General features: G+C 45.3%; 16 protein-coding genes. 2 read left to right on the forward strand and 14 right to left on the reverse strand.

Annotated features, from left to right (window positions below; genetic code table 11):
• Nucleotides 1-243 precede the first annotated feature (243 nt).
• The 6 genes from A4V03_RS10555 to A4V03_RS10580 form a co-directional block, all read right to left on the reverse strand.
• Complete coding sequence (locus A4V03_RS10555; RefSeq protein WP_065540374.1) at nt 244-2,565, reverse strand: TonB-dependent receptor; 2,322 nt, start codon at nt 2,563-2,565, stop codon at nt 244-246.
• Nucleotides 2,566-2,651: 86 nt separating this feature from the next.
• Nucleotides 2,652-3,032 carry a hypothetical protein gene (locus A4V03_RS10560; RefSeq protein WP_065538869.1) on the reverse strand — a complete coding sequence of 127 codons (381 nt, stop codon included), beginning with the start codon at nt 3,030-3,032 and terminating at the stop codon, nt 2,652-2,654.
• Nucleotides 3,033-3,078: 46 nt separating this feature from the next.
• Nucleotides 3,079-4,677, reverse strand: a complete 1,599-nt coding sequence (locus A4V03_RS10565) for an aspartate:alanine exchanger family transporter (protein ID WP_065538870.1) — start codon at nt 4,675-4,677, stop codon at nt 3,079-3,081.
• Between the two features lie 305 nt (nt 4,678-4,982).
• Nucleotides 4,983-5,651 carry a bifunctional 4-hydroxy-2-oxoglutarate aldolase/2-dehydro-3-deoxy-phosphogluconate aldolase gene (locus A4V03_RS10570; RefSeq protein WP_024988008.1) on the reverse strand — a complete coding sequence of 223 codons (669 nt, stop codon included), beginning with the start codon at nt 5,649-5,651 and terminating at the stop codon, nt 4,983-4,985.
• Between the two features lie 49 nt (nt 5,652-5,700).
• Complete coding sequence (locus A4V03_RS10575) at nt 5,701-6,063, reverse strand: four helix bundle protein (RefSeq protein ID WP_065538871.1); 363 nt, start codon at nt 6,061-6,063, stop codon at nt 5,701-5,703.
• A gap of 51 nt (nt 6,064-6,114) precedes the next feature.
• Complete coding sequence (locus A4V03_RS10580) at nt 6,115-7,140, reverse strand: sugar kinase (RefSeq protein WP_024988009.1); 1,026 nt, start codon at nt 7,138-7,140, stop codon at nt 6,115-6,117.
• Between the two features lie 252 nt (nt 7,141-7,392).
• Between A4V03_RS10580 and A4V03_RS10585 the strand changes: the two genes are divergently transcribed.
• The gene (locus A4V03_RS10585; protein WP_065538872.1) at nt 7,393-8,457 is read left to right on the forward strand and encodes a LacI family DNA-binding transcriptional regulator; all 1,065 of its coding nucleotides are present in this window, start codon (nt 7,393-7,395) and stop codon (nt 8,455-8,457) included.
• A 30-nt stretch (nt 8,458-8,487) separates the two neighbouring features.
• Nucleotides 8,488-9,978 carry a UxaA family hydrolase gene (locus tag A4V03_RS10590; RefSeq protein ID WP_065538873.1) on the forward strand — a complete coding sequence of 497 codons (1,491 nt, stop codon included), beginning with the start codon at nt 8,488-8,490 and terminating at the stop codon, nt 9,976-9,978.
• A gap of 141 nt (nt 9,979-10,119) precedes the next feature.
• On the opposite strand, the gene A4V03_RS10595 is transcribed toward A4V03_RS10590, so the two are convergent.
• The 8 genes from A4V03_RS10595 to A4V03_RS10630 all read right to left on the reverse strand — a co-directional run bounded on the left by A4V03_RS10595 (nt 10,120) and on the right by A4V03_RS10630 (nt 23,188).
• Complete coding sequence (locus A4V03_RS10595; protein WP_065540375.1) at nt 10,120-13,410, reverse strand: efflux RND transporter permease subunit; 3,291 nt, start codon at nt 13,408-13,410, stop codon at nt 10,120-10,122.
• 166 nt (nt 13,411-13,576) lie between these two features.
• On the reverse strand, nt 13,577-15,091 hold the full coding sequence (locus A4V03_RS10600) for a TolC family protein (protein WP_065538720.1): 1,515 nt from the start codon (nt 15,089-15,091) through the stop codon (nt 13,577-13,579).
• 123 nt (nt 15,092-15,214) lie between these two features.
• On the reverse strand, nt 15,215-18,301 hold the full coding sequence (locus A4V03_RS10605) for an efflux RND transporter permease subunit (RefSeq protein ID WP_065538721.1): 3,087 nt from the start codon (nt 18,299-18,301) through the stop codon (nt 15,215-15,217).
• 91 nt (nt 18,302-18,392) lie between these two features.
• The gene (locus A4V03_RS10610) at nt 18,393-19,484 is read right to left on the reverse strand and encodes an efflux RND transporter periplasmic adaptor subunit (protein WP_089280793.1); all 1,092 of its coding nucleotides are present in this window, start codon (nt 19,482-19,484) and stop codon (nt 18,393-18,395) included.
• 8 nt (nt 19,485-19,492) lie between these two features.
• The gene (locus tag A4V03_RS10615) at nt 19,493-19,927 is read right to left on the reverse strand and encodes a hypothetical protein (RefSeq protein WP_065538874.1); all 435 of its coding nucleotides are present in this window, start codon (nt 19,925-19,927) and stop codon (nt 19,493-19,495) included.
• Nucleotides 19,917-21,098 (reverse strand): DUF4221 family protein, encoded by a 1,182-nt coding sequence (locus A4V03_RS10620; protein WP_065538875.1) that lies wholly within the window; start codon nt 21,096-21,098, stop codon nt 19,917-19,919. Before A4V03_RS10620 ends, A4V03_RS10615 begins: the two co-directional genes overlap by 11 nt.
• Nucleotides 21,099-21,167: 69 nt before the next feature.
• Nucleotides 21,168-21,422 carry a hypothetical protein gene (locus A4V03_RS10625; protein ID WP_141243590.1) on the reverse strand — a complete coding sequence of 85 codons (255 nt, stop codon included), beginning with the start codon at nt 21,420-21,422 and terminating at the stop codon, nt 21,168-21,170.
• A gap of 119 nt (nt 21,423-21,541) precedes the next feature.
• The gene (locus tag A4V03_RS10630; protein ID WP_065540377.1) at nt 21,542-23,188 is read right to left on the reverse strand and encodes an O-antigen ligase family protein; all 1,647 of its coding nucleotides are present in this window, start codon (nt 23,186-23,188) and stop codon (nt 21,542-21,544) included.
• Between the last annotated feature and the right edge of the window lie 9 nt (nt 23,189-23,197).

Genomic DNA, 23,197 nt, shown 5'->3' on the forward strand with positions numbered 1-23,197 from the left:
GCCTGATAAATCAATTATCAATAAAGAAAAAGAATGAATCTCTATACGATACATTCGTTTCAACTGCTTGAAACTTTAGTTTCATTAGTGTGAAACCATAGTTTCCCCATAAGGAAACTTTAGTTTCACCTACGGTGGAACTATGGTTTCTCTATGGAGAAACTAAAGTTTCAAGGCAGGAAACAAACAGTTTCAAGGCTTGAAACTGAAAATGCCGTGCCGGGAGACTATTTTTTTGACCGGTTAATAGCTGATCTTTACCCCTGCAAAGAAACTTCTTGGCAGTGACGGACCATAGATATAGCCGGAGTCACGGTCAGCTCCTTTATCGAAGTCGTTCTGGTAAGCATTGAAAATATTCTGTATGCCGGCATTCACCTGGAGATTCATCGACTTGTAAAGTTTGAAGTCATAAGCAGCTTTCAAACCGATGTCGAAAAAGTCTCTGGTATTCACCGTTATCGGATTTTCAAGGAATCCCGGAACCGGTTCGTGGGGAACCAGCATCGAACCGGTATAGGTACCGGAAAGAGCGATAGATAACGGTTTTATCGGGGTGTAGGTTGCTGTAAAATAGCCGTAAGTATTTGGCGTACGCATCATTTTCTTCACCGCTGGAGCTTCTTTGTTCCAGATGTGCGGTTTGCTGTAATGGCTCTGTTGCAGAGTGACTCCTGCCTGAACCTGGATTTTATTCAGGTAAGCCATCTTTCCTTCCAGTGTCAATCCCATAACTTGCGCTCCTGATGCATTGTGACGAGTACGTGTCAGGACTCCATCCACTATCTCTCCGTCGGTAAGGGCAAAAACATCCGACAACTTTGTATAGAATCCTTCTATCAGGAAGTTAACCTGAAACGCACCAAAGCGATGATAAATATCTGCCGAAGCACTCAGGCTCTGTGATCTTTCTTCTTTCAGATTATCCGCCAGTTCAACCATTGCTACATTACCGCCTACATTCTCCACATGCAAATCTTCATCGAAAGCCTGCGGAGCACGGAAGCCGGACGAATAACTGAAACGAAGATTGATGTTTTCTGTCGGATTATAACGCAGATTGGCACGCGGACTGAATATCAGATGGTCAATCAGATTATGCTTATCCAAACGGCCGCCAATCAGAAATCCCCAATGCTCATTTTTCCATTCATTCTGAAGGAAAGCACTACCAATATTCACTCTCTGGTCTACCGTACGGTGGTAGCCCCACATGTTGTCTTCCAGTTTATCCTGATTGAATTCTATGCCGGCAGTCAGGTCGGAAGGCATGAAGATACATTTTCCGAAGCTATAAACATATTGCGATCCTGCCATCCAGTTCAAATCGGTGGTATTTCCGTAAGCATTCGGATCTTGTCCGCCACCATAATAGCTGTCACGGTTGATGTGTTGCGCGGATGCAAACACATTGAAACGATGTCTCTCGTTAGGGGAAAAATAATCGAACTTCAGTCCTCCGCCATTGATGGAGTGTTCGGTCTGCTCCGCCACATTCGCTTCGTGAGGCGGGCGGTTCAACAAGTCTCCTCCTCTGCGGAATTCTTCCATGTGGTGATATTCAAAAGTAAGTTTTGAATAGGTCGTTGTTTTCAGGAACGAACGGAAACCAATTGTCTGACCGTGCAATTTGGGTATTTCGGAATATCCGTCGCCATCATGGTCATACGCAGAACGATGGCGGTTCTGACCGAAGATATACAGACCTGCACGCTGGTCGTCCGTCACTAATGAAGCATTCAATGCCGTACTGTTGTCGAAAGCGTCGCCATCGCCAATTCCCGTAATCGTATGGGATAACATACCGGAGTTATGCATCGGTTCCTTGGTGATGATATTGATTGTACCGGCAATGGCAGATGAGCCGAACAATGCCGATCCGCCTCCACGCATCACTTCCACACGTTCTATCATGCTGGCAGGAATCTGTTCGATACCATACACACCGGAAAGCGCGCTAAAAATGGGACGGGAATCGAGCAGGATTTGGGTATAAGGACCATCCAGCCCATTGATACGTACTTGCTGGAAACCGCAATTCTGACAATTGGACTCTACACGGACGCCCGGCTGAAAGCTCAATCCTTGCGCCAAAGTCGTGGAATTGGTATTCTCAAAGATTTTCAAATCTACTACATTCACCAGTGTCGGAGCCAGACGACGGGTGGTTTCATTACGATTGGCAGATACGACTACGCCATCCAAAGCAACCGCATCTTCTTCTATCTCGAAGTCTTCTTCCAATGTACGCCCTTTCTTCAGTGTCACATTCCGTCTGACGGTTTTATATCCTACCGAACTAACCTCCAGCACAAAATCACCTTCGGGAAGATTCTTCAAGAAATAATGCCCGGTAGCATCGGTCACAGTTCCGATGGTCGTACCTTTCAAGGCAACTGTAATATAGGATAAATGCTCTTTGGTATTTTTATCAAGAATATGACCAACAATGTTGGCATCTGACTTACGTAATTCGGGATGATCAGGATATTCATGGGCTTGTCCTTTGAGGGCAGGCAACAATGCACAGCACAGGCAGACAAGCGAAAAGATGTATTTCTTCATATTTTCGTTTGTTATTCGTTTTCGATAAGTATTTACACAAATAGACAGATAATGCCCTACCTTCATGCAAAGTACGGTATCATCATTCAAAGAATAGAGAAACGAATAACTGGGGGTGCCCTAAGTCCCACTACCCCATGATACGGACAATGATAGTGAGTGTGTTGCAAACGTCCGGGCAACAAGCATAATAAGAAAGGAATGAAAAGGGAAAGAGCAAAAACAGCCGCCGCACCGTCTGCCATTAAGTGAGACAGAAAATGAATCAACTGTAGTTCGACTGTAGAATGTTTATGTGCCGCCCCTTTCTTAAACGGGTGTGAATGGACGATTGTCACGCCATTGACCACATGCAAGTGGGCAAAGAATGTAAAGCTTACCAAATACGATACAAACAGTATCGGCAAGAAGTAGCGTGTAATATTCAATAACAATCGTTTCACCTCATTTTTTCTTTGAGGCGGCAAAGATACGAACTATTTATTTAACAATCAATTATTATATAAAATTCTGTTAATATACAGCCGAAGCTATTACTTGAATAAACAGAATCAAGAATACCATGGCAATCGGATAAACAGTTGCGTAAGCTACGCTCGGAATATTGCTATCCACCATAGAGTCGGCGGCAGCAAGTCCCGGAGTACTTGTCATACCTCCCGTAATAGTTCCCAGCAAATCGAGCAGACTGATTTTAAATACGAAATGTCCGACAATGGCTGCAACAAACATTGGCACCAATGTGATGGCGGCTCCTACTCCGAACATCAATAATCCGCTTTCCTGAAAAGTAGCTACCAGATTCTTACCGGCAGAAGTTCCCACTTCGGCAAGGAAAAGAAGCAGACCTAACTGACGCAACAACTGGTTGGCAGGTCCGGACATAGACCAGATAATGGGTCCTGTTTTACCTATCGCACTCAACACAAGAGCTACCATCAAAACTCCCCCGGTCAGTCCCGGTGAGAATGACAGACTATCAGAGAAAGAGATATTTATTTTGCCGAACAACACGCCCAATACAATACCCATTGCAATGGGGAAAAAGTCCGTATCAGATAGTTTCTTCGCATTGTTTCCCAATAGGCGGGCTACTCCTTTAAGTCCCTCTTTCTCACCTACTACCATCAGTTTATCACCAAACTTCAAGGCTAGATCAGGAGACGGAGATAGATCAATTCCGCTTCGACGAATACGAGTCACTGTACAACCAAAGTTTTTCTGTAAGTTCAAATCACCCAGTTGTTTGTTTATCATGTCTTTTTTGGTCAATAGCAAAGATTCTATTTCCTGCGTTTTATCCAAAGGCAGTTCTCCTTCTTCTCTCTCGCCTACCAACACAGCCAGTTGATCCAGTGATTCTTTGCTACCTACGGCTTGTATGTAGTCTCCTTCATGCAACACCGTATGGGCGGTAGGTATGGATATTTCATCATTGTGTTTCAGACGTGAAATGACAGCTCCTGTCATAGCGCGCGCATTAATTTGCACCAGGCTGCGATCGAATACATTCGCATTAGTGACGCGATAAATACAAGTGGTCAATTCCGGGAATTGTCCGCGACGTTCTATCTCCAGGCGACGGGCTTCTTTATCTAAATCCACTCGCATGATTTTAGGCAACAGCTTGACAAACAGAATCACACCGATCACTCCAAACGGATATGCGATACCATAAGCAATAGAGGCCAAAGGAGAATGGGTACTGTCGATGGCAACAGCCAAACCCGGTGTACTGGTCAGCGCTCCGGCAATCAGACCGACAACACTTGGTGTATCGATATCAAATGCATATTTCAGCCCGACTGCGGTAAGACAAGCGGAACAAATAATAAGCATAGTGATGAGGATAAGTGTCTTTCCTTTACTGCGGAAAGAGTCAAAGAAGCCGGGACCTGCCTGAATTCCGATGGTAAAAATGAAGAGCACCAAACCGAAGTTTCCTAATTCTTTAGGAATGACAACTCCAAAATGCCCGAAAAGAAGGGCAATGAAAATAACTGCCGACACATCGAGAGATAATCCTCTGATTTTTATTCTTCCCAGCATAAACCCTAATGCGACAATTAGGAAAAGGGAAAAATAAGAGGAATGCAATAAGTCAGTAAACATAAAAATAAAGGTTAGTTAGTTTAAGGTCGCGAAGGTACGGATTTTATTTAATCCTCACAACATTCCTTGCGGCAAGTACTACTTTCAACCGTATTAATAACTCCCCTCTCCCCCAAAAACAAGCCACCGAAATGAGTCGCTCATTCCGATGGCTTATCCCCTTTAAACACCTTTAAACAAAATGAAAATATGCCTCATTTACTAACTAAACTAACTAACCCTTGAGGCATATTTTAAAAGAGGCTGTCGCATCAACCTCTTTTTATTATAGACAGCTTTCGCTCTCTAACCTTAATTTATGAGTCTTATTTACGAGCTTCGGCAATATAACCGAGAGCTTCTTCACATTTTGCAGTTACATAAGCCCAGTCTTCTGCTGCCACTTTATCTTTCGGGAACAATTTAGAACCCATACCTACGCAGAATACACCAGCTTTGATCCATCCAGTCAGGTTCTCTTTAGTAGGTTCCACCCCACCTGTTACCATCAACTTAGACCATGGCATCGGAGCCATTAAGCCTTTCACGAAGTTAGTTCCGTAAACATCACCCGGGAATACTTTGCAAAGATCGCAACCTACTTCCTGTGCAAAACCAACTTCTGATACAGAACCACATCCCGGAGTATAAGCTACCGAACGACGATTACATACCTTAGCAATTTCAGGATTAAACAACGGACCTACTACGAAGTTAGCACCCAGCTGCAAATACATAGCAGCAGTAGCCGGGTCAACGATAGAACCGATACCGATTGCCATTTCAGGACATTCTTTTGCTGCGAACTTAACGATTTCAGCAAATACTTCCTGTGCAAAGTCACCACGGTTGGTAAATTCGAAAGCACGAACACCACCGTCATAACATGCCTTTACTACTTTCTTTGCAACTTCTACATCTTTATGATAGAATACAGGAACCATTCCTGTAGAGCCGATCTTATTCAATACAGCTATTTTATCGAATTTTGCCATCTTATTATTTACTATTTTATTATTTGCAATTTACTATTTAATACTTTTGCTATTTATTATTCATCCGGCCTTTCATTGTGGCTATCGAGCTAACTATTATTTTTAAAAGTTCCTCATTTTCTTTGTATAAATCAACTAACAATTCTGATTTAACCAATTGAACTTCCATTAATAATTCTAGCCAATATAAAGTCTCATCCAATTCTTCTTCCACCATCTTCAATTTATTAAGAAAATCTTTATCTGATTTTCCTAAACATGCAGCTCTATAATTGGCAGCAGGAGATGTACCCGAACGAATGATTTGATTACCGATAGCTCTACCAGCAGGAGTATTGGGCAACTTATCTACTAATCGAATAATACGTATTGCTAATTCCTTTAGTCTATTTTTAAGTTCAATAGTTGTCATTACGCAAAAGTATTAAATCGTAAATAGTAAATCGTCCAATCGTAAATAAGCTTATCTCTGTACGCGACCGCTTGCGTCACCACCAGCCAAAGCTTCAACTTCTTCTACAGAAACAAGGTTGAAGTCACCATTAATAGTGTGTTTCAAAGCAGATGCAGCAACGGCAAATTCAAGAGCTTCGCCCTGGTTAGGTTTAGTCATCAAACCGTGGATGATACCACCGGAGAAAGAATCACCACCACCTACGCGGTCGATAATCGGGTCGATATCGTAACGTTTTGAAGTATAGAATTCTTCACCGTTGTAAATCATAGCTTTCCAGCCGTTGTGAGTAGCAGAGAAAGATTCGCGCAAAGTAGAAACTACATATTTGAATCCGAATTCTTTCATCATCTGTTGGAAAATGCCCTTGTAGCCTTCAGCGTCGGTGTGGCCAGCCTCAACGTCTGCGTCCGGTTTGAAGCCCAGGCAAAGTTCTGCATCTTCTTCATTGCCGATACATACGTCAACAAACTGCATCAACGGTTTCATGATAGACTGTGCTTTTTCTTTTGTCCACAGTTTCTTACGGAAGTTCAAGTCAACAGAAACAGTTACACCGTGACGTTTTGCTGCTTCACAAGCCAGACGAGTCAACTCGGCAGCCTTGTCAGAGATAGCCGGAGTGATACCAGACCAGTGGAACCAGTCAGCGCCTTCCATGATAGCGTCAAAGTCGAAGTCAGCAGCATCGGCTTCAGCAATAGCAGAGTGAGCGCGATCATAGATAACCTTGCTGGGACGCATAGAAGCGCCAGTTTCAAGATAGTAGATACCTACACGGTCGCCACCACGAGCAATAAAGTCTGTCTTTACACCATACTTACGCAATGCGTTAACTGCAGATTGTCCAATTTCGTGTTTCGGTAATTTAGTTACGAAATAGGCGTCATGTCCGTAGTTGGCACAGCTCACTGCAACGTTAGCTTCTCCACCACCATATACTACATCAAAAGAGTCAGATTGAACAAAACGAGTATTACCCGGAGTTGATAATCTAAGCATGATTTCGCCTAATGTAACGACTTTCTTTCCCATAATCTTATGTTTTAAATTCTAAGTTGTTAATATTATGAACTTTCAATTTATCATTTTACACCCATTTCCCAGGTTAACACACTGATAATACGTACATTAAACCATTAAAAGGCTAACATTACATACCTTTCGTGTGCGGGCACAAAGATACAACAATTTTCGTAATTACAAAAATTGTTATATATTTGTATCGAAAATATTAAGATTATTATTGTGTGCGAGCACATATACCTATATAAATAAGGTTATCGTATGAATAAATTGCCCGAAAGGATTAGAATCAAAGACATCGCCCGCCTGGCGGATGTATCGGTGGGAACAGTAGACCGTGTCATTCACGGACGCAGCGGAGTATCGGAAGCAAGCAAAAAGCGCGTAGAAGAAATATTGAAGCAGCTTGACTACCAACCTAATATGTACGCCAGCGCCTTGGCATCCAACAAAAAATATACATTTATATGTCTTTTGCCGGAGCATTTGGAAGGTGAATACTGGACAGCCGTGGAACTGGGCATCCATGAAGCTATCGCTACCTATTCGGACTTCAACACTTCAGTGAAAATCAACTATTACGACCCATACGATTATCATTCATTTGTTGACGCAAGCGAAGCGATTCTCACTCTTCAGCCGGACGGGGTGATGGTAGCTCCCACCGCCCCCCAATATACAAAGGGGTTCACAGATCGGCTGCAAGCATTGAATATACCTTATATATATATAGACTCAAATATCAAGGACGTTCCTCCCCTCGCCTTCTTCGGTCAGAACTCACGTCAAAGCGGATACTTTGCCGCACGGATGATGATGCTACTGGCACGGGACGAGAAAGAAATCGTCATTTTCCGCAAAATCCATGAAGGAATTGTAGGTTCTAACCAGCAGGAGAACAGAGAAATCGGTTTCAGGCAGTACATGGAAGAGCATCATCCGTCTTGTAATATACTGGAGCTTGACTTGCATGCCGAACGCAACGACGAAGACAACGAGATGCTGGATGAATTTTTCCGTGCCCACCCGACGGTGAAGAACGGAATCACATTTAACTCTAAAGCCTATATAGTTGGAGAATACCTGCAAAGTCGCGGAAAGAAAGATTTCAGTCTGATAGGCTATGACCTTCTGGAACGGAATGTCACCTGCCTGAAAGAAGGAAGTATCTCCTTCCTCATCGCCCAGCAACCGGAACTGCAAGGCGCCAACGGTATAAAAGCTCTTTGCGACCACCTCATCTTCAAAAAAGACGTGACCTGCATCAACTATATGCCTATCGACTTGTTAACGGTAGAAACAATAGACTATTACCATAGCAAATAACAACAAAGTACAACTTTACAAGTACATTACATGGAAACAAAGTATTTAAGAATTAATCCTGCCGACAACGTAGCCGTTGCCATTGTTAACCTCCCGGCAGGAGAGCATCTTTCTGTAGATGGCATTGAGATTACATTGAACGAAGACATTCCCGCCGGACACAAATTCGCATTGAAGAATTTTGCTGAAGGCGAAAATGTAATCAAGTACGGTTATCCTATCGGACATGCACGAATGGCAAAGAAACAAGGTGACTGGATGAACGAAACGAACATCAAAACCAACCTCGCCGGATTACTGGAATATACCTACAACCCTATTCAGGTTTCTTTGGATATTGCCCGCAAAGACCTTACTTTCAAAGGTTACCGTCGCAAAAACGGTGATGTAGGCGTAAGAAACGAAATATGGATTATCCCGACCGTAGGTTGCGTGAACGGTATCATCGGTCAATTGGCTGAGGGACTGCGTCGCGAGACTGAAGGCAAAGGTGTGGATGCCATCGTCGCTTTCCCGCACAACTACGGCTGCTCACAACTTGGTGACGACCATGAAAATACGAAGAAGATTCTTCGCGACATGGTGCTCCATCCCAATGCAGGCGCCGTATTGGTAGTAGGCTTGGGATGCGAAAACAACCAGCCGGACGTATTCCGTGAATTCCTGGGCGAGTTTGATGAAGATCGTGTGAAGTTCATGGTTACTCAAAAGGTAGGTGACGAATATGAAGAAGGAATGGAAATCCTGCGCGATTTGTATGCAAAGGCTTCTAAAGATGAACGTACCGATGTTCCTTTGTCCGAACTTCGTGTGGGATTGAAATGCGGAGGTTCCGACGGTTTCTCCGGTATTACGGCAAACCCGCTACTGGGTATGTTCTCCGATTTCCTGATTGCACAAGGCGGTACAAGCGTACTGACCGAAGTACCGGAAATGTTCGGTGCAGAGACTATCTTGATGAATCGTTGCGAAAACAAAGATTTGTTCGAGCAGACCGTCCATATGATTAATGATTTCAAAGAATACTTCCTGTCACACGGAGAGCCTGTAGGCGAAAACCCTTCTCCGGGAAACAAAGCCGGCGGTATCTCTACATTGGAAGAAAAAGCACTGGGATGTACCCAAAAGTGTGGAAAGAGTTATGTATCCGGCGTGATGCCTTACGGCGAACGTTTACAGAAAAAAGGTCTTAATCTGCTTTCTGCCCCAGGCAATGACTTGGTTGCAGCCACCACCCTTGCTGCAAGCGGATGTCACATGATTCTTTTCACCACCGGACGCGGTACTCCTTTTGGTACTTTTGTTCCAACCATGAAGATTTCCACCAATTCGACGCTGGCTAAAAACAAACCGGGATGGATTGACTTTAACGCTGGTGTGATTATAGAAAACGAACCGATGGAAAAAACTTGCGAACGCTTCATTGATTATATCCTCAAAGTAGCAAGCGGTGAATTCGTAAACAATGAAAAGAAAGGTTATCGCGAAATCGCTATCTTTAAAACAGGCGTAACCTTATAAGGAACTCTTTATCTGATAAAACAAATATATCGAAGATAAAAAGAAACATTGTTAGAACTATAGAGTTGCTATCCTCCACTCAATGATAAGTTGAACAAAAAAGCGTAGCTTTATCCTATCTAAAGCTACGCTTTAGCATCCTTAAAGCATAGCTTTAGATGTCGCAAAGCTCTTCTTTTTCAACGTCAGCACCGGTAAGAAAATAAATACCCCGATTACGGACATTATCAATCCCCCGATAGTGCCTGCCGCCAACGGGAACCAGAAACCTTCTTTCTCCGCTCCCGCCATGAAAGGGATAAAGCCCAGGATAGTGGAAGCAACCGTCAGGAAGATAGGTATTACTTTCGTGTTCCAGGCTTTCACATAAGCCCGGAGCGGCGAAAGCCGCGGAAAACGCCTGCGAACGGAATTATATTCATTCAGGATATAGATACTTGCATTCACTGTAATACCGCAGAGCAGGACAAAGGAAGCAAAACCGCCCTGGTCGAAGTTCAGTTTGAACCAGTAGAACGTCAGGAACACGCCGATATAGGATACCGGAATCACAAAGATAATCGCCAACGGCTGTTTCAGAGAATTGAACAGGATACTCGTGATAAAGAAGATGATGGCAATCACTATCAGGAGCAGGCGATACTGCCTGTTGTCCTTTCCACCCCACGACCAGTTGTAACCCTCCGCCTGGGCAGTATATCCCATCGGAAGAAGTTCGTTGAACTCTTCCAGGTCTTTCTTCAGCAGTTTGTTTCCCTGTTCCGAAGAGCCGATATACTCATATTGCAGGCATAGCCGGTACTGCTGGTTCTCCTTCGCCACTTCCTGCGGCATCTGTCTCTTTTCCACGGTTGCCAATTCCGAAAGCTTATACTCTTTGCCGCCCGCCTCGAAAGGGTAATGCTGCATCGCCCATACATCCCGTTCTTCCGACTGCCGGGAAGAAAGCTTTATCTTTTCCGTGCCCTCTTCCGTCACCACCGAACCGATTTCCATATTCCGCCCATATACCGGACGGATGGCGGAAAACAGTCTCCCGGCTCCAATCCCTTCCTCCGCCATCCGCCGTTTGTCCAGATTGAAATAGAATTCCGTATAATCATCCTTCCACCAGGAGAAATCGGAACCGATGGTCACTTCCCGGATACGGCGGTGGGACAACAGCTTTTCTTTCAACTTTTCCGCCTGTGCATACAACTCGTCATAATTGTACCCGTACATCTTTACCCGGAAAGAGCCCGCATTCTCACGCACGTTGTTACTGAATCCCTGGTCCTGCAATCCGTAGATGCTCCAGTCGCCGCCGCCCAGTTGGAGCGCCTTGCCGATCATATTGGCCTTCAGCGTATAGGGAAAACCGCTTTTCTGGTGTTCTTTCGTGAAATAAATATGGATGGATGCCCTGCGGGCACTCTCTACAGAGGTCTGAAACTGCCTGATTTCCTTAAAGCCGCTCAGATAGGTTTCCATCTTCTTAACCAGTGCATTCATCTGTTCCAGTGTACTTCCATTCGGCAGATTGGCATTGGCGTGGAGCACCACCTCTTCATTGCGGGTAAAGTAACTCCCTTCGTATACCTTCTGCACAAACAGCCTTAACGTTCCTCCCAACGCCTTGTCAACCACCGGTTTCACCTTTTCCTTATAAGTGGAAGTACCCAGCGTCTTATTATAAGCTTCCGCCCACTTGCCGTCCCCTTCCATCTTTTCCGGAAGCAGAAATACCGGCAATCCGAAAGCCAGCAATAACAGTATGCAGACCGCCACCCGCCAACGGCAGAGAACCCGTATCAGCCACCTATAAAAGCGGCTGAAGTAAACCGGAACACGCCGCATCTTCGAACGTATCCACATAAAGGGACGCACGCTGCCCATCCGCTGTCCCGATTTCAGCTTCAGCTTCAACTTTGGTTTTGAAGGAGAAATTCTTTTCCGCCGTTCCAGTCCGATTTTATCAATCAGGGAAGGGACAAAAAACAGGGCGACCAACAAAGAAACTCCCAAATTGATAATCACCACAGCGGCAAAGTCCTGCAAATTAAGACGTATCTTCTCATCCAGGAAGAAAATAATAACCAGTGCCCCTATCGTTGTCAACGTAGCTGCCAGCACGGACATGAACACCTTCCGGTTCCCGCGCCTCAGATAGTGGTCGCTCATCACAATGGTATTGTCAATCACAAGATTCAAAGAGACGGTGATGCCTGCCAAAGAGTATAATTGCATCTCCAGTCCGAACGCATAATAAAAAATAACGGCTATCGCCATATTGACGGACAGGCTGACTACAATCAAAAACAGATATTCGGGACTGAAAGTAATCAGCAACACAAACAGAAGCAGAATGGCTACCGTCACTCCCGTACGCAGATAAATCCTGTTCAGTTCTTCCCGGATAAACTCTGTCGCGTCATAACCGGTGTGAATCTCATATCCTGCCGGAAGCTGTGACCGGATGCCGTCCATATACGCTTTCACTTCCTTGCTCAACGCCAACTGGTTAGCCGTTTCCTCCGCCACGACAGACAGGTAAATCGAATTCAGCCCGTTAATCCGGTAATAGCTCTGAGGCTGCTCTTCCACACGGGACACCTTCACCAGCTCATTCAGGCCGATCATTCTCCCGTCTTTCATCTTTACCTGTATGCGTCCCGCATCAAAATCCCGGCTTTCCGGTTCGAAGTCTTTGTTTTCAGATTCGGGAACCAGCGCCAGACGTATCCACTGCCTGTCCGAAGCGCCCTGTTCCACATCATAAGTACCCATGAACTCTTTCTGATAATGCAACCGGACCGCCTCACGGATATCATCCGTGCTTATCCCGAGCGTGCGCAACTGTTCGGAATCATACTCCAACCGCCACTCCATCGGGGTAGCACCGCTAAGGTTAATCTTATAAATCCCCGAAAGCTGTGCCAGGCGTGTTTTTATATGTTCTTCCGCGTACCGCTGAATCAACACAGGCGTAGCGGGCGCATTGATGGTAAACGTCATGAAAGGAGACTGGCTGCCCTGTCCCGGGCTCTGCATCTGAATATACGGGTAGCTCACCCCGTCCGGCAGTTCCGGCCACGTCTGGCGGATAATGGTGGAAGCTTCAAAGCGGGCGACTGCCGCATCCACATGCTTGTCCAAATTCACGCTGATACTTCCCCAACCGTTTCCCGAAGTGGAGTAAATTCCCCGAATCCCTTTCACGCGGGCAAGCATCGCCTCCAGTTTGCTGGTAGCCGTCATCTCCACCACACGAGCCGAGGTGCCCGGCATGCTGAAACGTACCGTGAAGCCGGGCAGCGTCCGTGACGGGTTCAGTTTGACAGGCAACAGCGGGACAAGCGCCAGCCCGACCAGCGCCACACAGACAAAAGCCACAATCAGCGTAAAGGCGGAAGCCTTCGGGGATTTGTTTATTTCAGATTCCATAGTTTGCATTATCATCATTCATTATATTTCACCACAGAGGACACGGAGGGCACAGAGGTTTAATCTTTTTTATTCACTATAGAGCAACACAGAGCCTCACACATTTATCGCCCTGTTTTACTTGCGGAAAGAGAACGGGAAGACCTCTGTGTCCTCCGTGTCCTCTGTGGTGAACTCATTTAACCAGCTTTCCCCCATTGAAATCGAACCTGTCCGAAAGGGAAAGCTTCGCGGCGAAGTCGAACAGGGTAAGCCGGCGTATCTTGTAATAATTCAGCCAGTAGCTCTGCAAGGCGGAAATATAATTCCGTTGAGCCTGCTGCTGACGGTTAAGTGAAAGAGTCAGGCTGTTAATGTCCGCCTTGCCGATGATAAAACGCTGTTTCGTCTCATGATAAGCAAGTACGGACAGATCCAGCGCCTCTTCCGCGCTTGCTATCAGCTGCTGCTGGATATTGAAATCGCTCACTGTCATAATCACTTCCTCTTCGATACTAATCTCATCCTGGCGTGCCGAAATCTTCACCACGTTCAGGTTATTGCGCGCCATATTATACCTGCCTTTGCGGACGCCCCAATCCAACAACGGGATAGAAACACTGACAGCCACCAGGTCCTGCTGCATCGGTTTATGATACACATCCCCGAAATTATCCGCCACCTGGTTGAAACCGACGCTCGCGTTCACGCTCGCGTTGAAACGGGACTCTTTCTTTGTCTTGTCCACATTCCGCTGCGCTTCCAGCACGTTCTGCTTCAATTCCAGCAATTGGGGGTTGTTGCTTCTCCCCCAGCTCAAAGCCTCGTCCACCGGAATCTCTATCATGCCCGGACGGGAAGGGAGTTGCAGTTCGATTTGCGTATTCTTGTCCAGATTGAGGAAAGACGCCAGGGAGAACATCGCCCGTTTCAGGTCGCTCGCCTTGTTCCGAAGGGTGTTCTGCGCGTTGACACGGTCCAGTTTCAATGTCAGCAGGTCGGCTTGTGAGATGGCGGCTATCCGGTGGCGTTGCTGCCCGATGCGGTAGAGCGTGTCCGTAGACGCCAGGTTGTCCTTGGCGAGGTTGTATTCGGCCTGCGCCATGGCGAGGGAAAAGAAATAGTTCGTGGCCGTTTCCGAGACTTTCTCCACGTTATAAAGGAACTCCTTCTTCACGCGCTCGTATTTCAACGGTTCGATTCGGCGCTCCCACTTGAAAGGATTGTATCCTACCAGGCTCTGCGAGTATCCCAACCTTATAGGGACACTGGTGAGTTGTGTCGCGCTGTTCGCCCCGAAGCTGCGCATATAGGCAAGGTTCGATTCCAGGTAGAAGGTACCACCGGTCAGGTCGAGGTTCTGACGCACGCTCAGTCCGCCATAAGCATAGAACGACTGTTGCGTGCGGTATACGTCCAGGTTGGACCCCGAATCGTAACGCTTCGTTATATCACGGTTATATTGTGCCGGGGTGAGGTCCAGCGTCAGGCTGGGCAGGCGGTTCGCCTTGTACGTCCGGTATTCCCAATAGCCGGAGAGATACATGTTCTGCGTACGGAACGACTCCAGGGAGCTGTCGTTGGCAAGGGCGATCGTACGCTCCAGGTCGAGCACAAGGCGCTGCTGCGCATGCAGCCCTTGCAAACCGGTGCAGGAGAAAAACAACCCCGCAAGCAGGATTTTTTGGATGAGACGGAATGGATGGTTCATGGTTATCACTTTTTTATATAAGAGTTGTCAATGTTACAAACAAGAGGCATGGTTGTGCCAGGTAATGAATACGATAGTGCCAGACTATGGAAACTGTTGTGCCAGGCTATACGGACCGGAGTGTCAGGCCGGAGGCGCCGCCTTACGGCGGTAAATGAACCAGTAAAGCAACGGGATGATGAACAGACTGACAGCAGTGCCCACGGCCATCGTCCCTATCATGGCAACGGACAACGGCTTTTGCAGTTCCGAACCCATATCCGAAGAGAACAGGAGCGGGACCATGGCGGAAACCGTAGTCAGCGAGGTCATGATAATGGGACGCAGGCGCCTGCGTCCGGCTTCATGGATGGCTTCCAGCAAAGGGACGCCCGACTTGCGCAGTTCGTTGATGGCGTCCAGCTTCAGGATGGAGTCATTGATGACGATACCGCAGGTGACGATTAGCCCGATGGCCGACATCAGGTTCAGCGTATGCCCGCAAACCCAAAGCAGCAGAAGCGCGAATGCAACGTCTATCGGGATTTCCGCCAGGACAAGCAGGGGTTGCAGAAAGCTCTCGAACTGTGCAGCAAGGATGAAATACATCAGCAACAGGGAAACAAGGAGGATCACTACCAGTTCGTCCAGCATTTCCCGGTTCGAGAAGAAGCTGCCCGAAAAGCCGGTGTCCCACTCCCCGGTGTGTCCGGCTACCCGCTTCACGTCTTTTATCAGCTTCTCCGCATCGCGCACTCCGTAAAAATCGAAGGGCACAAATTCCCCGTTACGTCCGGCGGTGATGCTTTTCAGGTCTTCGGCGGGAGACACCTTCACCAGTTCCCGGAGCGGGATATATTCTATATTGCCCCGGCTATCCGGCTGTGTCTGCACCAATGTCTCCTGCAAGACCCTGTTCACGGTCTTTTCACTCCCCGCAATAGTAATCGGAAGATACTGCTGGTAGGAATGCAGCATGGTCACGCTGTTTTCACGGAAAGCCGTTTTCAGGACACGGTAAAGTTCGTTATAGGAGACACGGTAAAGCAGCAGTCTTTCCTTGCTGACGCTCAGGTCCAACTGGTTCTCAAAAGCGATGCCCGTAGGATTGGTTCCGGTTTCTTCTGCCAGCTCATGCTCCAGGTTGCGAATCGTTTCCGCAACAGGAGCCTGTGCCCTGTTACGGGCATAAAACTCGGCTGTGATATCCGGCTCACCCGTCACGAAGAGCTTCTCGAATACCGTCTCCGGTGGAGAGAAAGAAATGACAGAAAGCGGATAACGTTCCTTCAATCTCCGGTATATCTCCTGTTCCAATGGGGCAATCTCGCCGGAAGTTTCCGTACGGAAATAAAGTTCCGCTTCGGAAGAGGAAAGCTCCCTCTCCCGGTTCAGGATAAAATCCTGCCTGCCGACAGAAGCCGTCTGTTCCAGAAAACGGCCGTCCAGTTCCTTAAAAAGCGCGTCCACACGCTTCCTGTTTTCATCCACGTGGATATTCTCATTCCATTCTATGCGGACAACCAGCTCGTTTTCTTCGATACCGGGCATCCGCTCCTTGTCTATAAAGAAAAAGAAGAATACGCAGAGCGGAATGGAAACGGCGCAAAACAATACGCTGAACGTTTTATGACGGAACACCCGGTCCACTCCGGTGTCATAGAAACGGTCCAGTGTATGGTCTTTTACCGGGTTATTGAATGTAAAGGAGAGCCACTTCCGTTTCCGGGTACGGATACCTGCACGGTAGACCAGCAGGTAAAGGACGGGAAGCAGCATGATACCGGTAAAATAAGACACCAGCAGCCCTACCGTGACGGAGAAAGCCTGGTCGTAGAAGATGGCTCCGGCAATGCCGCTCATAAAAATCAGGGGGGCGAATACGGCGATGGTGGTCAGCGAGGAGCTCAGCATGGGCGTCACCACCTCGCTGGTCCCTGTGATACAGGCACGGCGCAGGGAATATCCCCGTTCGCGGTATTGCGAGATATTCTCGGTCACGATAATCGAGCTGTCAATCATCATTCCCAAGGCAAGAATCAATCCGGCAAGGGAGATGATATTCAGTGACATATGGCAAAGGTAGAAGAACACGAAACTGATGACGATGGAAACCACCATGCTGAGCCCGATGACCAACGGGGATTTCACGTCACCCAGGAACAGGACCGCTACCAGGCAGATAAAGAGGAATCCTAAAGAAAGGTTCTGCTGAAGATTGGAAATCGTGAAGTCCAGCAGTTCCGTCTGGTTGCGGCTGATACTGAAATCAATGTCCGGATAGACCCGCCGGAAATACTCCATCGTCCCTACCAGCGAGTTCTTCATCTTGTCCATATTCTCGTCCGCCTGCTTGATGACGGCCAGTGTCACCGCACGCTTTCCATTCGATAAGGAAACGCCCTTTTCCTTCACGGGCACGATATTGACCTTGCAGAAATCCTTCAACCGCACAATGCGGTCGTCCTTGCGCAGGTAGATATTCTCCACATCTTCCGCCGTACGCAGCAATGTCGAGAATCTGATATTATATTCGTAGTACCCGTCACGTACCGTCATGCTGCCCGGTTCTACATTGTTGGACGACAGGGCGGACTCGATATCCCCGATGGCAAGTCCCATCATGGCAAGCCTGTCCTCATCGGGCACAATCTGCACCTGGCGTTCCACCAGTCCGGTCACGTCCACCATGGCCACCTCTTCAAGCTGCTCTATCCGGCGCTTGATAACCGATTCGGCAAATTCACACAGGTCAAGAAAGGACTGCTGTCCCGTGGTAGTACTATAAGCGCTGTCATTCTTCAAGGTCAGGTTCAGGTAGAACACGGGGATGTCCGTCGCGCTCGCCTTGATGACTTTCGGACGTTCCGTTTCCTTGGGGAGATAGTTCATCGCGGCGTCTATCTTCTCGTTGACCTCGATAAAGGCAAGGTCCGTATTAGTGCCGAACTCGAAAGACAGGCGGATGATGCCTGCCCCGTCCCTCGATTCGCTATGGATGTCCTTCAAGGTGGAAACCTGAATCAGTTGGCTGCGCAGAGGTTTCACAATCGTGTTTTCCAGTTCGCGGGCGGAGGTATTGGCGGCGGAAACCTGTACGGTAATCTCCGGAATGGCGATATCCGGAAGCAGCGATACCGGCAGTGTGGAATAAGTCACCAGACCGATTATAAAACAGGCGGTGAAAGCCATCAGCACGGCGATAGGACGCCGGAGTAAAAATTTTATCATGCTTACTTTAGTTTTAGTCACGGATTACACGGATTACGCTGTTACTTTATGTTATCACAATTCTACAATCGTGTAATCCGTGACTTTTTTATTATCTTACATTTACTTCCGCTTCATGCGCCAGGTTCAGGTTTCCGGTCACAATAACCGTGTCTCCTTCCAATAAACCGTCTTCGACACCCTTTCGGGATTTGTCGGAAACAACATATTCCGTTGCGTTCTCCAGTCCCGTATGCACATAGTTCCACATGGCCCTGCCTTCTTTCAATGTAAACACCACTTGCTTGCCGGAACGCAATACCACAGCCGTCTTGGGAATCACCAGCTGTTCACCCAGGTTTCGCCTGACACTGACCCGCACATTCATACCGCTGAACAGCTTGCCTTCACCGTTCACGTCAGCCTTCACCTTCACCATTCCATTGGTATCCACCAACGGATTGACTTCGGATACGCTGCCCTCAAACGAGCTTCCCCCCGCATAAGGAATAACCGTCACCTTATCACCTTTTTTAATAAAGGCAAGTTCATTCTCCAATACGGTAAATTCTGCTTCCATCCCTTTGGTATCAAGAATAGTACAGAATACTTCCGAGGTATTGGCCGGGTTATATGGCTTCGAGAAAAGATTAGCCACCACCCCGTCAAAAGGCGCGGTAAGCGTCGCGTGTTCCGTCTCCCTTTTTGCCAGTTCGTACTGGGATTTCGACTGCTCATAACCGCTCTTCACTTTCGCAAGTTTCATTGTCTCCACAGGAACCTTACTGAAATCATCCGGCGTATATCCCTGCCCGATAAGCACATCTTTCAATTCCAGCTCAGCTTTCAACAGAGCGTCTTCCGCCTGGGACAGTTTCTGCTCCAGACGGAATTTGTCCAGTTCAGCCAGCTTTTGTCCTTTATGTACACGGTCGCCGTTCTTCACATAAATACGGGCAATGACTTCACCCGTTTCAAAGCGTAGGTCGGCTTTGCTGCGGGCGTTCACCTTGCCGTTGCTGACCAGTTCATGGGCAAAAGTACGCTTCTTCAGAATCTGGGTGGTAACTTCATTCTTTACGTCAGGAAGAACGGTGGAGACACCTTTCTCCTGTTCATCAGCACTATTTTTCTTGTCAGAGCAAGAAGGTGTCAACACGAATGCCAAACATAGCATCAACCACATACGATTACATTTTTTCATTATATTTCCTATTTATAGGTACTCAAAAGAATATCCATATTCTCTAATTTATCTATAACTCCATTCTTTACTTTTGCAACCACAGGATACATGGATTCTTTACACTCTGGAAAGAAATACAGATTTTCATAATCCAAACACACATTTTTCTTTTGCAGGTTACTCTTACCAAGCCGGATTGCCAACTCTTTACGCGAATATATTCTTGTGAAAACGAATTTAATTTTCATATCATCCACATGAGACTTAAAAAAATATTCCGCCTCTGAAATGCAACCTGTACAACCACTATTCGGTATAAGAAAAATATAGTCATATTCTTTCATTTCTTTCCCTAGTTGATTGGTCAACGCATTGCTTATTTTATCAGAATAATCGTTAATACAACAACTACACACTAATAAACTTACAATAGCCAAATATAATAATATCTTAATTTTCATTTATAACCACCTTATATTGCTCAAATATTAATTTATCTTCATCATCAGTCAAAACCTGTATATTAAGCCCATCCTTTGAAACAAAACAGTTATTTATACGGTAATTACCTTCTTTTGCTGGAGGAAGAATTTCTTCACCCAAATAATGCAATTGACTATCTAACACAATAATAATAATTGGCTTATTATTTCCTCTATTCCCAATTTTATAATTAGTGTCCGGAAGTCTGGCTATCCTATAATATAATTCTCTATACTTATCATAAAATACACCTTCATAAGAAGGAGTATTCATATACCACTCAAAAACACGATATTCGTCCATAATAGAAACTTCTTCTTTTGATGTTGCATACGGTTTTATATATTCAATCATCTCACTACCAGCATACAATGAATCCGTCCGATTACTTATCAAATTGCAACGCCACAAATTATGGTCAGCCGGAAAGCTAATAAGAAGATTTCCCTTATTATCCAAACCAGTGTATGGCAATCTATGCGTTAATCCACCTCCCCAGTTGTATTCAACATACTGTATCGGATAATGATTTAAGAACTCCAGACTCGACTCATCTATATTATATAACATAGTAACCGGACGATTCTCTTTAGTCTCATAACTTGTTTCTCCTGATATAAACCCATTCAGAATCAAATTTCCATCTACATACTTCATAGGATTATTAGTCATCAGATAAGGGTCCGGATACATCATTTTCTCTTTTCTTTTAAAATTTTCAAACAATGCTTTAGTCCACAGAATCTCACCTTTACAATTTGTTAAATGTATAACAGAACTCCCATACTGATAAACAAAAATTGAATCACTGTTAAGAAAATAATACCCTTGTACCTCACCAACACCATTGTTACCTTCTTTATCATATCGGATAGTATCAACTAATAATCCATTGCTATAATCATACATGTATATCATATTTGTTGGATAATTGATAAACGAAATAATATTATTAACACTATCATTTATATATTGTAAATATTCCACCATTACAGATGTTCGTTCGTCCAATGCAAGCTCTTTCTTTCCAACGTATTCCAAATTACATTTATCTTCAAAATGCCCTATCTTGCTGTTTGTTACAACCTTTTTCTGACATCCAACCAGAACCGTTGTCAAAAATAAGATAATCAATATAAATCTCCACATATTTAAAAGGATTAAAAGTACTGGCTAAATCATTTTTCAGACTTCAACCAGTACCTGATAAATTACAATTTACTTATAACAATCATTGGTTTCATACCAAGAAGAAGTCACACAGGAAGCTCCACTTCCGTCTACTTTCAACTTGCATTTTCCAGTATTACTACCCGGCATATTTCGACAATCGGTTTCAGGAGTTGCTAAAGCTTCCAACTTTGAAATAACCAACTTTGAAAAGAAATCAGTCTTTTGGGTAGAATAAATATTATGCCCACATACCATAGCGCATGCTATAAATGGTATTATTACAAATAATCTTTTTTTCATGACTCATTTTTTAATTAAACTTCAAAATAGTGCTGCATTTATCATTTCAGCAGTAAACCATACTTTTTCACTTCATTTTTTCTTTTATTTCAACATTTACACCTCATTTTTATTTATACTCAATTTACCTTCATATTATAGTCGACTATTATTTTCTTTACATCTTCTCTCATTTCACGAATAGCTGTCGATTGCACTTTTGGTTCTTTCGTCAACACTATTTCAGCAGCATATTTTAATTTTTCAGGTTGCCGATATTGGGGCTCCGCATAAAGTTTCACCAACAGATAATACGGATAAATCCGCCCCGGAAGCCGATGTGTAGAGCGAATCAGGTATTCTTCCGCTTTCTCATAATCTCCTAACGCTTGATAATTCTTGCCGATGATATTCAGAATCATAGGATCATTGCTATGCGCCATTGCTTCCTCCAATATCCTTGTCGAGTTATCATATTCTTTCAATTTATGAAGAGAATATCCGTATTCAAAAAGAAATGCCCCACGATTCGCTAATTCCGGGTATAACTTTCCGTAGTCTTCTTTAGCAGACTGATAAGCTCCTATATTATAGAGCATCTTACTACGATACCAATCCTTACATGCAGCATATTGATTGTTTCTCCAATAATACGTTCCCAATAGAGCCATCATCGAAATAAAAAGGAATAATATTACTTTAGAGCGCCCGATAGCACAAGCCGCCAACAGCAAATAAAATGTCACTGCAAATCCGGGAATCTGCATCGGATAAGAAGAAAAGGAAAATACCAAAAATGAAATTACTCCTCCACAAATACCTATTCTCCCTTCGCTACTCCCCTTCCAAAGACAAAATGCAATTACCAACGAGACAACCAATAAGAAAGGAATCCCATATTCCATCGCCACTTGCAGATATTCATTAAATGCATACTCCGGACTACCTGCCACCAACTCTTCTGTCTCCGAAAATTCCCCATTTGCAAAATAGTTTTCTTGCGCTCTGCCATAAGCTGAAACAAAGTTCCCTGTGCCATGTCCTATAACCGGACTTTCGGCAATTGCCATACTACTTATTTTCCACATGAACAAGCGTCCGTTGGCAGAAGTAGCTTTTAACTGAAAAAGAGCATAACCTGCCACTATGATCATAACGCTGCCTGCAATGCAAGCCAGTACTAGTCTTTTCTTATATTTTCGTCCAAACTCCTTTAATCTACTTCCCCATGAAACGCGCATTCCATATACCCATGTACCCGATATTGCGGCAGCAATCCATGCCGAACGGCTCATTCCGGCAGGCAGTACACAAAGAATCAACAGCATAACTCCTAATGCGATGTAATACTTTCCCTGTTCCGCCCATGTACGTCCTGTTTTTTCTTTCAAGCTTAGCCATTCATACAGGCAAAGCGGAAATATCATCGCCAAATATCCCGAATAAGGTCCCGGATTATAGAAAGAGCCTGTAAGTGCATATAAAGAGTGATTGGAAACAGCCAGGCCGTATATCTGCCTCAATCCCCAGACAGCTTCCATTCCACCCAAGACAATCAATACCCATGTCACGATGGTTGGAAAAGACAAATGTTTTTTTCTATTCAGACAGAAGGATAATAGACAGCAAACGACGAAAACAAAAAGCATGCGTCCCAACCATAGTTTTTGATATGCCATTTCACCGACAGGAATATCATTCGAAGTAGCAAAAACTACTACGCTCAAGATTGCCGCAACTCCTGTAAGAGTTATCACATCCGCCATATTCTTCTGTGTCATCCGCATCAATTCCAA

It is taken from the genome of Bacteroides caecimuris (genome assembly GCF_001688725.2).
Taxonomy (GTDB): domain Bacteria; phylum Bacteroidota; class Bacteroidia; order Bacteroidales; family Bacteroidaceae; genus Bacteroides; species Bacteroides caecimuris.